13 protein-coding genes are annotated in these 12135 nt (G+C 71.0%); 10 read left to right on the top strand and 3 right to left on the bottom strand.

Features of this window, described 5'->3' with window-relative positions; translation table 11 throughout:
• Nucleotides 1-18 precede the first annotated feature (18 nt).
• Both HCA58_RS14935 and HCA58_RS14930 read right to left on the bottom strand, forming a co-directional pair.
• The gene (locus tag HCA58_RS14935; RefSeq protein WP_169598439.1) at nucleotides 19-747 is read right to left on the bottom strand and encodes an ATP-binding protein; all 729 of its coding nucleotides are present in this window, start codon (nucleotides 745-747) and stop codon (nucleotides 19-21) included.
• Nucleotides 748-834: 87 nt separating this feature from the next.
• Nucleotides 835-1818, bottom strand: a complete 984-nt coding sequence (locus HCA58_RS14930; protein WP_346776000.1) for a glucosyl-3-phosphoglycerate synthase — start codon at nucleotides 1816-1818, stop codon at nucleotides 835-837.
• A 316-nt stretch (nucleotides 1819-2134) separates the two neighbouring features.
• Between HCA58_RS14930 and secA2 the strand changes: the two genes are divergently transcribed.
• The 4 genes from secA2 (at nucleotide 2135) to HCA58_RS14910 (ending at nucleotide 6857) form a co-directional block, all read left to right on the top strand.
• Nucleotides 2135-4429 (top strand): accessory Sec system translocase SecA2, encoded by a 2295-nt coding sequence (gene secA2, locus HCA58_RS14925; protein ID WP_169598437.1) that lies wholly within the window; start codon nucleotides 2135-2137, stop codon nucleotides 4427-4429.
• Nucleotides 4430-4616: 187 nt separating this feature from the next.
• Complete coding sequence (locus HCA58_RS14920; RefSeq protein ID WP_169598436.1) at nucleotides 4617-5357, top strand: GAF and ANTAR domain-containing protein; 741 nt, start codon at nucleotides 4617-4619, stop codon at nucleotides 5355-5357.
• A 78-nt stretch (nucleotides 5358-5435) separates the two neighbouring features.
• The gene (locus tag HCA58_RS14915) at nucleotides 5436-5936 is read left to right on the top strand and encodes a DUF2231 domain-containing protein (protein ID WP_169598435.1); all 501 of its coding nucleotides are present in this window, start codon (nucleotides 5436-5438) and stop codon (nucleotides 5934-5936) included.
• 114 nt (nucleotides 5937-6050) lie between these two features.
• A complete protein-coding gene (locus tag HCA58_RS14910; protein ID WP_169598434.1) occupies nucleotides 6051-6857 on the top strand; it encodes a class I SAM-dependent methyltransferase in 807 nt (268 codons plus the stop codon).
• Nucleotides 6858-6873: 16 nt separating this feature from the next.
• On the opposite strand, the gene HCA58_RS14905 is transcribed toward HCA58_RS14910, so the two are convergent.
• Nucleotides 6874-7266 carry an ankyrin repeat domain-containing protein gene (locus HCA58_RS14905; RefSeq protein ID WP_169598433.1) on the bottom strand — a complete coding sequence of 131 codons (393 nt, stop codon included), beginning with the start codon at nucleotides 7264-7266 and terminating at the stop codon, nucleotides 6874-6876.
• 370 nt (nucleotides 7267-7636) lie between these two features.
• Here HCA58_RS14905 and HCA58_RS14900 point away from each other — a divergent pair, with 370 nt between their 5' ends.
• From HCA58_RS14900 to HCA58_RS14875, 6 genes are all read left to right on the top strand, one after another.
• Nucleotides 7637-8248 (top strand): winged helix-turn-helix domain-containing protein, encoded by a 612-nt coding sequence (locus tag HCA58_RS14900; protein WP_169598432.1) that lies wholly within the window; start codon nucleotides 7637-7639, stop codon nucleotides 8246-8248.
• A gap of 77 nt (nucleotides 8249-8325) precedes the next feature.
• Nucleotides 8326-8967 (top strand): uridine kinase, encoded by a 642-nt coding sequence (locus HCA58_RS14895; RefSeq protein WP_169598431.1) that lies wholly within the window; start codon nucleotides 8326-8328, stop codon nucleotides 8965-8967.
• A 123-nt stretch (nucleotides 8968-9090) separates the two neighbouring features.
• Nucleotides 9091-9489 (top strand): TraR/DksA C4-type zinc finger protein, encoded by a 399-nt coding sequence (locus HCA58_RS14890; protein ID WP_169598430.1) that lies wholly within the window; start codon nucleotides 9091-9093, stop codon nucleotides 9487-9489.
• Nucleotides 9490-9844: 355 nt separating this feature from the next.
• Entirely contained in the window at nucleotides 9845-10273 is a 429-nt protein-coding gene (locus tag HCA58_RS14885; protein ID WP_169598429.1) for a DUF2267 domain-containing protein, read from the top strand.
• Between the two features lie 221 nt (nucleotides 10274-10494).
• Nucleotides 10495-10734 carry a hypothetical protein gene (locus HCA58_RS14880; RefSeq protein ID WP_169598428.1) on the top strand — a complete coding sequence of 80 codons (240 nt, stop codon included), beginning with the start codon at nucleotides 10495-10497 and terminating at the stop codon, nucleotides 10732-10734.
• Nucleotides 10735-10743: 9 nt separating this feature from the next.
• Nucleotides 10744-12081, top strand: a complete 1338-nt coding sequence (locus tag HCA58_RS14875; protein WP_169598427.1) for a cupin domain-containing protein — start codon at nucleotides 10744-10746, stop codon at nucleotides 12079-12081.
• The last annotated feature ends 54 nt before the right edge of the window (nucleotides 12082-12135 follow it).

Raw genomic sequence — 12135 nt, 5'->3', positions numbered from 1 at the left:
CGAGAGCGGTAATTTCGGTCAATTCGCCGGTAGTGTTGCCCAGACGGCCTTTCCGCCGCCGGCCGGTACACTGCCCCAACGGTCGGCCAGCTCGCGCACCAGCAGCAGTCCGCGACCGCCTTCGTCACGTTGTCCGGCCGCACCGGGCCGTGCCGCGGCGCTGCTGCCGTCGACCACGGCCAGGTGCAGCCAGGGCCGGCGCAGGGTCACCGTGACCTGCATCGGCGTCCCCGCGTGCCGGACCACGTTGCCGACCAGTTCGCTGAGCACCACGGAGGCCGGACCGACCGCCTCGGGCAGGTTCCACCGGGTGCACGCGTCGGTCACCAACTCCCGGGCCCGCCGACAGGCTGCCGCCACCGGGTCCAGGCGTAGCCGCAGCCGGGTCACGGCCGACGCACCGGCGAACCGGCTCGCCTCGTCACAGTTGTCCCGCATGGGCACCAGCCGGCAGGCCGTGGACGCGGTCAACAGGGTCGCGGCTTCCGGGTCTGGTGCACAGATCACCAGCGGCACCGCCGGCCAGTCCGCAGCGCGCCGGGCCACGGCGGCGAAGACGGACACCGCGAGCTGTTCCCGGACAGCCAGGTCGGTCAGGTCGACCACCAGCGCGTCGGGCTGCCGGGCCAGGCATTCCTCCAGGTACGCGTACGCCTCGCGCATCGAGATCATGTCGAGGGTGCCGGCGAGGCGCACGACGGAGACCTGTGCCCCGTCGTGCACCTGGCAGGTGATCCGGCTCGCCATCTCGCACCCTCGTCTCGGCGGTGTTACTGGGACCCGCCTCCTACCCGACCCCCCGCTGGGTGAAACGCCCTGGTGGGGCAGGACACCTCAGGCCGCGGCTACCTGCCGCCGCGGCAACTGGTGCTGCAACTGGGCGAGCGGGGGCCGTTCCGCCACGGCGACGTCACTGACCACGATCTCCCGGTCCAGGTTCGGCAGCGCGTCCGAGCCGCCCCGGCGGAACTGGGTCAGCAGGGCAGTCGGCAGCACCTCCGGATCGGCCCAGCCCCGTCGTTGCAGCCGGGACCAGGCGGTGAGCATGATCTGGGCGGACATCCGACCCAGCGCGGCGGTGTCCTGGTGCCGGTGCTTACGCTCGCCGAGATCCACCTGGGCCAGTGCGTCCAGCCCGACGAGTTCGAGCAGATCGATCAGCATTGCGGTCTCGACGCCGTAGCCGGAAACGAACGGTACCCGCGCCAGCACGTCCCGGCGACCGGCGTACTCGCCAGCCAGGGGCTGCACGAAGCCGGCCAGCTCCGGCCAGAAGAGGTTGAGCATCGGCCGGGCCATCAGCTCCGTCACCCGGCCGCCGCCATCGGCCTCCACGCCACTGCCGCTGACCAGGGGGCGATGGTAGAAGCCCTTGACGAAGTCGACCGACGGGTCGGTCAGCAGCGGGCCGAGCAGGCCGGTGACGAAGTGCGGCCGGAAGTCGCGCAGGTCCGCGTCGACGAAGGCCACCACGTCGCCCTCTGCTGCCGCCAGTCCCGCCCAGAGCGCATCGCCCTTGCCGGTCAGTCTGGGCAGCCCCCGGGTCATCGCGTCCTGGCTGACCACCTCGGCGCCGGCGGCTCGGGCCACCGCCGTGGTGCGGTCGGTCGACCGTGAGTCGACCACGATCAGTTCGTCGACGAGTGGCACCCGGTCCATCAGGTGTTCCCGAATGGTCGCCACGATCGCACCGACGGTGGCTTCCTCGTTGCGCGCCGGCAGCACCACGCTGACCCGGCTGTCTCCCTTGGCCTGGATGAGTCGTCGGGTCGGCCAGTCGGCCGCCGAGGTGGTCCGATAAGTGGCCCAGGCCTCCACCACCGGCGAGACCAGAGATTCGTTGTGACGCACAGGCACCCCCTCGTCGGCGGGAAGACCGGGAGCGAATTTCCCAGCACCCCGCACGTTAACCGGATAGGTCTCCCAGCTTGATCACAAGCATGCTCCGGCCACGTTCCCGGTTGATGAACCCTTGATTGCGCGTCATCGGCCAGTCCGATTTCCGTGACCTTGCTTCCGGTCACCCTTATGTGCTGGTGGTCACCTTTCGCGGGGAATGGTAGGGGCGCGTGCCGGGATCCGGACGGGCAGGCGGGACGGTCAAGATCGGTCCGGTCGCGTACCGTTGCGGCTCATGGGTGTGTCGCAACGGTTGAAGACCAGGTTCCGCCGGTTCCTCCAGCGCCCGGGGACCACGGTCGATCTGGCCCCGCTGGAGAAGCTGCTGCCGGTCATCGAGGCGCGCGAGCAGGAGATCTCAGCGTTCGACGACGCCGAACTCACCGAGGCGGCGGCTGCGGCGTCCAGCTACGAGGAAATCTGCGCGCTGGGCCGCGAGGCGGCCCGCCGGGGCATCGACCAGCGCCCGTATGACGTCCAGCTGCTCGGAGCCATGTCGCTGCTCTCCGGCAAGGTCGCCGAGATGGCAACCGGCGAGGGCAAGACGCTCACCGCGGCGATCGCCGCCTACGGGCACGTCCGGCTCGGAAACGGGCCGGTGCACGTGCTCACCGTCAACGACTACCTGGCCCGCCGTGACGCCCAGTGGATGGAGCCGATCTACACCCTGCTCGGCCTCACCGTCGGCTGGGTCAACGAGGCGTCCACCCCGATCGAGCGGCGCGCCGCGTACGCCTGCGACGTCACCTACGTCTCGGTGAGCGAGGCCGGCTTCGACTTCCTCCGCGACCAACTCGTCACCGACATCGAGGACCGGGTGCAACGCCCACTGCGTACCGCGATCGTCGACGAGGCCGACTCGATCCTCATCGACGAGGCCCGCGTGCCGATGGTCCTTGCCGGCTCGGTGCCCGGCGAGCAGGACCCGGTGCACGCCGCCGCCACGTTGGTACGCGGCCTGCGCAAGGGGCGGCACTTCACGGTTGCCGAGGACGGCCGCAGCGTGGCCTTCACCTCCGGGGGCCTGGCCGCCGTCGAGGCCAAACTCGGCATCGACCTGTACGACGAGGAGAACGTCGGGCAGCTCTCCGCGGTGAACGTGGCGCTGCACGCGCACGCCCTGCTGCACCGGGATGTGGACTACATCGTCCGGGACGGCACGGTCGAGCTGATCGACGAGATGCGGGGGCGGGTAGCCCAGCGCCGCCGGTGGCCCGACGGGCTCCAGGCGGCGGTCGAGGCCAAGGAGGGGCTCGACGCCTCCGCCGAGGGCGAGGTGCTGGGCACCATCGCCGTGCAGGCCTACGTGGGGCTCTATCCGATGGTGTGTGGTATGACCGCCACTGCGGTACTCGTCGGTGACCAGCTGCGGGAGTTCTTCGGGCTGGAGGTGGCGGTGATCCCGCCGAACACCCCGTGCGTACGGGTCGACGAGCTGGATCGCATCTACGCCACGCGGGCGGAGAAGGACGAGGCACTCGTCGACGAGATCCGGCGCTGTCACGCCGACGGGCGCCCGGTGCTGGTCGGCACACTCGACGTCAAGGAGTCCGAGCAGTTGGCGGCCGGGCTGGATGCCGCCGGGGTGCCCTGCGTGGTGCTCAACGCGAAGAACGACGACGAGGAAGCAGCGATCATCGCCGAGGCCGGCGCGTACGGCGCGGTGACCGTCTCCACCCAGATGGCTGGCCGGGGCGTGGACATCCGGCTGGGCGGCAGTGACCAGGCAGACCGGGAACGGGTGGCCGACCTGGGTGGCCTCTACGTGATCGGCAGCGGCCGGCACGACAGTCGGCGCGTCGACGACCAGTTGCGCGGTCGGGCCGGTCGCCAGGGCGACCCGGGTGGGTCGGTCTTCTTCGTCAGCCTGGAGGACGACCTCGTCGTCCGTCACGCCGGCGACACCGTGCCACCGTCGCCCCGGATGAACGCCGACGGCCTGGTCACCGATCCACAGGTGGACTACGCCGTGGAGCACGCCCAGCGGGTCGCGGAGGGGGTGAACCACGAGATCCACCGCAACACCTGGCGCTACAGCGTGGTCATCGAGCAGCAGCGCAAGGCCCTCGCCGAACGGCGCGAGCGGTTGCTCACCAGCGACGTCGCGGCTCTGATGCTGCTGGACAAGATGCCGGAGAAGGCCGGCGAGATGGACGAGGACCTGCTGGCCAGGGTGGCGCGGTCCATTGCCCTCTACCACCTCGACCGGTTGTGGGCGTCGCACCTGGCCGAACTGTCCGAGGTCCGGGAGGGTGTGCACCTGCGGGCCCTGGGGCGACTCGATCCGCTCGACGAGTTCCATCGGGCCGCGGTGCCGGCGTTCACCGAACTGGTCCCGGCGATCGAGGCGCGGACCCTCGCGACCTTCGCCGAGACGGAGTTCGACGAGGACTGGGAGCCGGACGCGGCTGAGTTGGTCCGTCCGAGCGCCACGTGGACGTACCTCGTGCACGACAACCCGTTCGGCTCCGAGTTGGACCGGCTGATCGCCTCGGTCGGTAGGCGGCTCAGCGGGGCGGGTTCCCGCTGACTGAGCCGGTCGGGTGCCCCTTCGACCGTGTCCGTACGCGAAGAGGGGTCCCGGTTTGCGTAGTTTTGACCGGGGTTGGGGTGGGTAGGGGTGCGGATCGTGTTGTCGAGGGCGGTTCCGACGTGGGAGCCGAGCCGAGGAGGAGACGGGTGAGGGCGCTTACGGGGAGTACGGGGGTCGCGGGCCGGTGAACCTGGAGACGCCCACCCCGCCTGCGAAGACGCTCGGTGTGTTGGAGACGGCCGCCCTGCTGCGGGAGTTGACCGCCGGACTGATCGCCGTCAACGATTTCGACACGGCGCTGTCCGTGCTGGTCCGGATCACCAGGGACGCCCTCGCCGGCGTCGACTGGTGCGGATTCACCGCACTGCGGGCCGGTGAGCCGGCTGGCGTGGCTGCCTCCGATGCCCGCCTCGATTGCCTGGACGACCTGCGGCACGGGCCGGACACCCCGGCGATGGAGGCGATCCGGCGCCGGGAGATGGTCGGTGCGCACGCACTCGGCGCCGAACCGCGTTGGCCGCAGTGGACGCCCCGAGCCCGGGAACTGGGCGTGAGCGGGGTCATCTCGGCGCCCGTCGACGTCGACGAACAGGTGATCGGTGCGGTGAACCTGTACGCCGCCGAACCCGACGCGTTGACTCCTGGGCACGAGTTGACCGCGATGCTGCTCGCCGAACACGCCGGCCTGCTGCTCGCGGCGGTACGCGAACGGGAGAAGCGTGCCGTGTTGGCGGTGCAGCAGGACATCGCCGTGCTCAACGACGGCGTGATCGGTCAGGCCGTCGGAGTCGTCATGACCCAGCGCGGCTGTCCGGCCGAGGATGCCCTCGACGTGCTGCGCAGCGCGGCGTCGTCGTTGTCCATCTCGCTGCGGGAGGTGGCGGAGCGACTCGTCAGCACGGTCTCCCGGCCCCGGGACAACTGACCGGGGCGTGTCGTTTCGCCCGGGTGGCCCCCGGGTAGCAACCTGGACCGATGGACTGAACCTATCCAGGGGGAGCAGATGCAGAGCCGGCTGCGGGTGCAGGGACACCCCATCCAACCGATGCTAGTGACCTTTCCGTACGGGCTCTTCGTCTGTGCCGTCATCTTCGACTCCGCCGACGTGGTCGGTGGTCCGGTCTTCCTCGGCGAGGTCGGTTACTGGACGGCGGTGGCCGCGCTGGTGACGGCCGCCCTGGCCACGGTGGCCGGGCTGGTCGACCTGTGGGACGTGCCTGCGGACGACACCCGCCACACTGCCATCAACTTCAACGTCGTGAACGCCGGTATGGCCGGACTCTTTCTGCTCTCCTCCCTGGTCCGGGCGGACGCGACGAATCGGGGTGCGACCCCGGCGCTGCTGGCCGTCGAGGTGCTCGCGCTCGCTGTCGGTGGGGTGGGCGTCCAGCTCGGCGCACGGCTGATGCGCCAGTTCGAGGCCATCCGGCCCGAGGTGACAGGCGTGGAGGTCGTACGCGGTCTCGACGCCCCCAGAATCGAGGTCGTACGTCCCGGTCCGTAGTAGTCGACTCGCGCCCGGGTGGTGGCTCTGCCACGTCCCCGGCGTTCGGCGCTGAGCGGGACGACGTCGGATAACGCATTGCTGGAATGGTTCCGTTCGGGACACGCTGTCGCCGTGTCTCGGGAGTCGGATTTCGAGTGTCTGGTCGCTGAGGGGGCCGCCGCCCCCGTCGACGGGTGGGCGTTCGACTGGCTTGCCGGGCGGGCCACGGAGGAACGTCCACCCTGGGGCTACTCCCGGCTGGTGGCGGCGTGGATGGCGGGCGCCGACGCGGCACTGGACATCGACACCGGCGGGGGTGAGGTGCTGGCCGAGGTGCCGCACCCACCTCCGCTGCTTGTCGCCACCGAGGCGTGGCCGCCTAACGTGTCGGTGGCGCGGGCGAACCTGTCTGCACTCGGGGCGAGCGTGGTGGCGGTCGGCGGTGCTGGACCACTGCCGTTCCGTGACTCGGTCTTCGACCTGGTGGTGAGCCGACATCCGGTGCGCACCGACTGGCCCGAGGTGGCGAGGGTGCTACGTCCGGGCGGTACGTTCCTGTCCCAACAGATCGGACCGGGGACGGTGCGCGAGCTCAGCGAGGCGATCCTCGGCCCGCTACCGCCGCCGGCGCACCGCCATCCGGAGCACGCGGTGGCCGCTGCCGGGGCGGCCGGCCTGACCGTGGTGGATCTGCGTCAGGCGACGCTGCGGACGGTCTTCCACGACATCGGCGCGGTGGTCTGGTTCCTGCGGAAGGTGACCTGGACGGTGCCTGGCTTCACCGTGGCGGCTCATCGACAGGCACTGCGGCGCCTGCACGATCGGATCCGGGTCGAGGGCCGCTTCGTCGCCCATGCCCGCCGTTTCCTCATCGAGGCTCGAGCCGGCGCGGTGTCCGGTGCCGCCGGGGTCACCGGTTCGGATCCGGCGGCCCGGTGAACGGTGCCGGACAGTCCTAGCCGGAGCGTAGGAGGGTGAGCATCTCGGGCAGGTCGAAGAACTCGGCGGTGGCCACCGCCGACGGACTTCCGCCGTCGGGGTCGGCGCCCGCGTCGAGCAGTGCGCGCACCGCCTCGGCGTTGCTGCGGAACACGGCCGCGGCCAGCGCCGTCTGCCCCCGGTCGTTGGCGCGGGAATGGTCGGCGCCCCGGTCGAGCAGCGCGCGGACCGTCTCCGGGCGGGCGTGGTACGCCGCCAGGATCAGCAGGCTGTCACCCTTCTGGTTGGTCAGGTCGACCGGTAGTCCCGCGTCGACGTATGCGGCGAGTTCGGTGGTCGCGCCGTCACGCGCCAGGTCGAACATTCGGTGCGCGAATTCCAGGGTTTCGGCGTCGAGTTCGTCGCTCACCGGTCCAGGCTAGTCGCCTCGACCGCTCTCCCTGCGCCCACCGACCTACCATCGATCTTCGTGCACACCGCTGTCCCGTTCGCGTGACGGTCGTGAGCGTGGGAGCGCGAACAGTCGACGTCGGGGCAGGTAGGGGCAACTCGACCCGAAGGCGGCGATCGGTGTCGACCACCCCCGTATCAGGTCAACGGGGCGACTCTGCTGTAATCAACTGGCTCGTACGCAGAGCGAGCGGACGGCTCCGTTGTGTCGGTCAATTGTCACATTCATGCAACGCAGTCGCCCCTTGACCCTCGAACTGGCGCCGGGAAGCATCGATAGAGCGGCGTCCCGGGGCCGTGGGGAACACCCGGACCAGCCAAGGAGGACCATGTCGGTCAGCCCCGCCTCGTCGCGCGCCGGATGGCATACGTCCCAACCCCCGGTGCCCGGTCGACCTCCCGGCGGTCAGCGTCGTCCCGCCACCATCGCCGCTCCTGTGCTCACCGTCACCCTCTCCATCCCGCTGGCGTGCGACGAGTCGCTGACCCCCGCGGCCCGTCGACTGCTCGACGCGGCACGGGAGATGCTGGAGCGAGGAGAGGGCACCATCACCACCGTCGGTCCGGTCGTGCCGGAACGCCGAGGTGAGACCGTGCCGGCGGGTCGCGCCCCGGCACGGCAACTCGCACCCGCCATCCCCGCCCTGCACATCCTGGCGTCGTCCCGGTCGGTGCTGCGCGACGGTGAGCCGTTGCCGCTGACCCGGCTGGAGTTCGACCTGCTGCTGCACCTGGTCGCGAACCCCCGGCGGGTCTTCACCCGGCTCCAGCTGCTCAACGCCGTCTGGGGCTACGAGCACGCCGGCGTGCGTACGGTCGATGTGCATGTGCGGCGACTCCGCGGCAAGGTCGGTGTGGACGTTCCGCTGGTCACCACCGTCTACGGCGTCGGCTACCGGCTGGCCGACGACGCCCGGGTCACCCTCGACCACGCCGGTTGACCCTGCCGAGCCTCGGCCGACCGTCGAGGGCCGGCACACGCTCCGGGCGTGCGACCGGGGTCGGGCACCATGGCGACATGCGTGTGCGTCCCATCTCACCTGCACTGCTCGTGCACGAACTGGCCGAACGGTTGGCCGGTGCCGCGTCGTCGAGACGGCTCCGGGTCGCGGTGGACGGTGCCCCGGCCGCGCACCCCGACCACCTGGCCGACGCCCTCGTCGATCCTCTGCGTGCCCTCGGACACCCGGCGCTGCACGTGCGTGCCGAGGACTTCCTGCGGCCCGCCTCGCTGCGTCTGGAACGGGGCCGGACCAACCCGGACGCCTACTACGAGAGCTGGACGGACGAAGCCGGTCTACGTCGGGAGGTGCTGGAACCGGCAGGGCCGGCCGGGCCGGGCAGGGTGCTGCCCTCACTCTGGGACGCCCGGGCGGACCGGGCCAGCCGGGCCGCCTACGTGGACCTGCCGGTCGGCGCGGTGGTGCTGGTCAGCGGCGCGTTCCTGCTCGGTGGTGGGCTGACCTTCGACGTCGTCGTACACCTGGAGATGTCGGCCGCCGCGCTGCACCGGCGCACCGAGCCGCAGCTGGCCTGGACCCTGCCCGCGTTCGACAGGTACGCCGCCGAGGTCGCCCCCGCCACCTTCGCCGACGTGCTGGTCCGGGTCGACGACCCGCATCGCCCGGCGCTCGTGGAATGCCTCGACGGGCCGGTTTGAGCCGCCGACAACGAGGGTAAACGCGGGGCTCACAGCGCCCGGGTGTGATGGCTCGGGCGGTACGACCGGGTGCGGACCGACCAAGCCCGCGCGGACCATGAGGCCCAGGAAAGGCAGGCAGCGATGCTCGTCCACGACACGGTCGCCACGGGTCGACCCCAGGCGGAGATCGATCAGATTCGGCTCTCCCTGCAGGCCCGTCACGACGAGCTGACCGAGGAGTACCAGCAGGCGGTGCAGCAGAGCCAGGTGCTGCGGTTGGTCGAGGTCGGCGACACCGCTGGCGACGACCAGGCCGACAGCGGCACCAAGACGGCCGAGCGGGACACCGCACAGTCGCTGCTGCGGACCATCCTTGATCGACGCGCTCAGTACGAGCACGCCCTCGCCCGGCTCGCCGAGGGCACCTACGGCTTCTGCGAGGGCTGCACCGCACCGATCCCGGTGGAACGGCTGGAGATCTTCCCGTCGGCCACCGCCTGTGTCACCTGCAAGCAGACGCGCGAGCGTCGGGCGGCCTGACCCGTCCGGCCGCGCCGCAGCCCCGCCGGTCCCACTGCCTGCCGCCCCGAGGCGGTCGCTCACCCGGGCCGGGTGAGGGCAACTCACCTGGCTCGTGCGGAGCATTGCCGAAGCGGGCGGCACCATGGCGACGTCCGCACGGGATCGACCCGACGGAGGTGGCTGGCGATGGCCGTGCCGGTGATGATCCGCCGACGGCGAAGCACCGTCCTGCGTACTGTCGGCGCGCCCGAGCAGCCTCGGCGGGTCGCACCCGTCGGGCTCGACGGTCCGATCCGGCGTCGACGCGGGCCGGTGGGTCCGCCGCGGCGTCACGACGACCGACGGTGGTAGACCGACACACGGGGGTGGACAGATGGCTGAGCAGTTCCAGTCCGCGATCGAGTCCTCGATGGACAAGACCGTGCAGATCCTGAAGGACATCGAGCAGGCGTACGGGTGGCCGAAGGAGCAGCGCAGCCAGTCGTACGCCGCGTTGCGTACCGTTCTGCACCTGCTACGTGACCGGATGCCGGTGCAGGAGAGCGTGGAGTTCTCCGCTCAACTGCCGGTCGTGGTGCGGGGCATCTACTTCGACGGCTGGCAGCCGCAGAACGTGCCGATCAAACTTGACCGGGACGACTTCCTCTACGAGGTGCGTCAGGGTTTCCCGTACGACGTGGCGGGTGGCCCGGAGCGGGTGGTCCAGGTGGTGCTGGACACCCTGCGCCGGCACATCACCCAGGGCGAGTGGGAGGACGTCAAGGACACCATGCCGGACGACCTCGCCCGGATCATGCCCTGATCGGGTACGCCTCGCCCCGCCCTGTACCGGGGTGGGTCGAGGCGTGGTCATCCTGCCCCCACGGAGGTGCCGGAGCACCGGCAGCGGTGAACTGGTCATGCCGGACAGTCCAGACCGTTACCGTGGGGCGAGGTGGGGTTAGAAGATCGAAAGCGGGGTACCACCGGCGGCAGGACGCACCCGACCGATGGCGGCGGGGCGGGTCAATCCGAGGGAGCACAATGCCACTCAACGACGACGACATGCAGACCACCAGCGGCGGGGCGGAGGGGCCGGCCGACGGTGGTGCCACGCCGGGCCAGCAGGACGGTGGCGCCGACGGTGGCGCCGAGGGGCCGGCCGACGGTGGTGCCACGCCGGGCCAGCAGGACGGTGGCGCCGACGGTGGCGCCGAGGGGCCGGCCGACGGTGGAGCGACCCCTGGTCACCAGGACGGCGGCGCCGACGGCGCGGCCCGGTGACAGATCACCATGACACATCTCGACCCGCCGGGCGGCCACGGCCGCCCGGCGGCTCCGTCTCCGGACGATGCGCTGTCCGGCCTGCACGGTCCCGCCGACCGGATCGCCGCCGCGGCCGCGCTGGCCCGCTGCGTCAGCGTGGAAGCGGCGAAGTTCGCCGCCGCACACTGGGGGCGTACCCCACTGCTGTCCCGGGCCGCCGAGTTACCCAACCCGGTCGGCTTCATCGATCTGCTCAGCCCCGCCGACGCCGACGAACTGCTCAGCCGGCGTGGCCTGCGTACCCCGTTCCTGCGGGTGGCCAAGGACGGTCAGGTGCTGCCGGCGGCGCGGTACACCGGCGGTGGTGGTGCCGGCGCCGAGATCGACGACCAGGTCCTCGACGAGAAGATCCTCCAGTTGTACGCCGACGGCGCGACCCTGGTCCTGCAGGGTCTGCACCGCACCTGGCCGGCACTTGTCGACTTCACCCGGGACCTCAGCCTGGCCGTCGGGCAGCCGTTGCAGGTGAACGCCTACCTGACCCCACCGGACAGCCAGGGATTCGCCACCCACTACGACACCCACGACGTTTTCGTACTCCAGGTCGACGGCCGTAAGCACTGGCGGATCCACCCGCCGGTGCTGCCCGACCCCCTGGAACGGCAACCGTGGGGTGGCCGGGCCGACGAAGTCGCCGCGACCGCACAGGGCCCGGCCGCACTGGACGTGGTCCTGGAACCGGGTGACGCGCTCTACCTGCCGCGTGGCTGGCTGCACAGCGCACAGGCACAGGAGTCCAACTCACTGCACCTGACGGTCGGTGTCCGGGCGTTGACCCGGTACGCGCTCGTCGAGGAACTGCTCACGCTGTCCGCCGAGGACCAGCGACTGCGGGCGACCCTGCCGTTCGGCATCGACGTGGCCGACCCGGACGCCATCGAACCGGAACTTGCCGAGACGGTCGAGGCGCTGCGGGATTGGCTGCTGCGTGCCGACCCGGCGGCCGTGGCCGACCGGCTGCGGCGGCGAGCCTGGACGGCGTCACGTCCGGCACCGATCCGGCCGTTGGCCCAGGCCGCCGCGATCTCCGCACTGACCGCCGACACCGTCGTCACGGTCCGTCCGGGCCTGCGCTGGCAGTTGGCCCGCGAGGGCGAACGGGTGGCGTTGTACCTGTTTGACCGTACGGTCACTCTGCCCGCGCAGTGCGGTCCCGCGGTCCGAGCCCTGCTCGCCGGCCCGGGAATCCGCGTCGGCGACCTTCCCGGCCTGGACTCCGACGTCGATCGCCTCACCCTCACCAGGCGTCTCCTCCGTGAAGCCGCCCTCATCACGTCTGACGTGCCGCCCCGCCGTCCACGGTGATCAGGCAGTCCCGGTCGGTCCCGGGCGGGACTTCCTCATCGGGCCGGCACAAGT

Origin of the sequence: Micromonospora sp. HNM0581 (assembly GCF_012726175.1) — a bacterium.
Classification (GTDB): Bacteria; Actinomycetota; Actinomycetes; order Mycobacteriales; family Micromonosporaceae; genus Micromonospora.
The sequence above is the reverse complement of the archived record's forward strand: the minus strand, read 5'-3'. Positions and strand labels throughout refer to the sequence as shown.

What these genes read in the sequence shown, in the direction of transcription:
- HCA58_RS14900 (WP_169598432.1), top strand. Translation starts at nt 7,637, where the DNA reads ATGTCGGTCAGCCCCGCCTCGTCGCGCGCCGGATGGCATACGTCCCAA.
- HCA58_RS14875 (WP_169598427.1), top strand. Translation starts at nt 10,744, where the DNA reads ATGACACATCTCGACCCGCCGGGCGGCCACGGCCGCCCGGCGGCTCCG.
- HCA58_RS14890 (WP_169598430.1), top strand. Translation starts at nt 9,091, where the DNA reads ATGCTCGTCCACGACACGGTCGCCACGGGTCGACCCCAGGCGGAGATC.
- secA2 (WP_169598437.1), top strand. Translation starts at nt 2,135, where the DNA reads ATGGGTGTGTCGCAACGGTTGAAGACCAGGTTCCGCCGGTTCCTCCAG.
- HCA58_RS14885 (WP_169598429.1), top strand. Translation starts at nt 9,845, where the DNA reads ATGGCTGAGCAGTTCCAGTCCGCGATCGAGTCCTCGATGGACAAGACC.
- HCA58_RS14935 (WP_169598439.1), bottom strand. Translation starts at nt 747, where the DNA reads ATGGCGAGCCGGATCACCTGCCAGGTGCACGACGGGGCACAGGTCTCC.
- HCA58_RS14880 (WP_169598428.1), top strand. Translation starts at nt 10,495, where the DNA reads ATGCCACTCAACGACGACGACATGCAGACCACCAGCGGCGGGGCGGAG.
- HCA58_RS14915 (WP_169598435.1), top strand. Translation starts at nt 5,436, where the DNA reads ATGCAGAGCCGGCTGCGGGTGCAGGGACACCCCATCCAACCGATGCTA.
- HCA58_RS14895 (WP_169598431.1), top strand. Translation starts at nt 8,326, where the DNA reads ATGCGTGTGCGTCCCATCTCACCTGCACTGCTCGTGCACGAACTGGCC.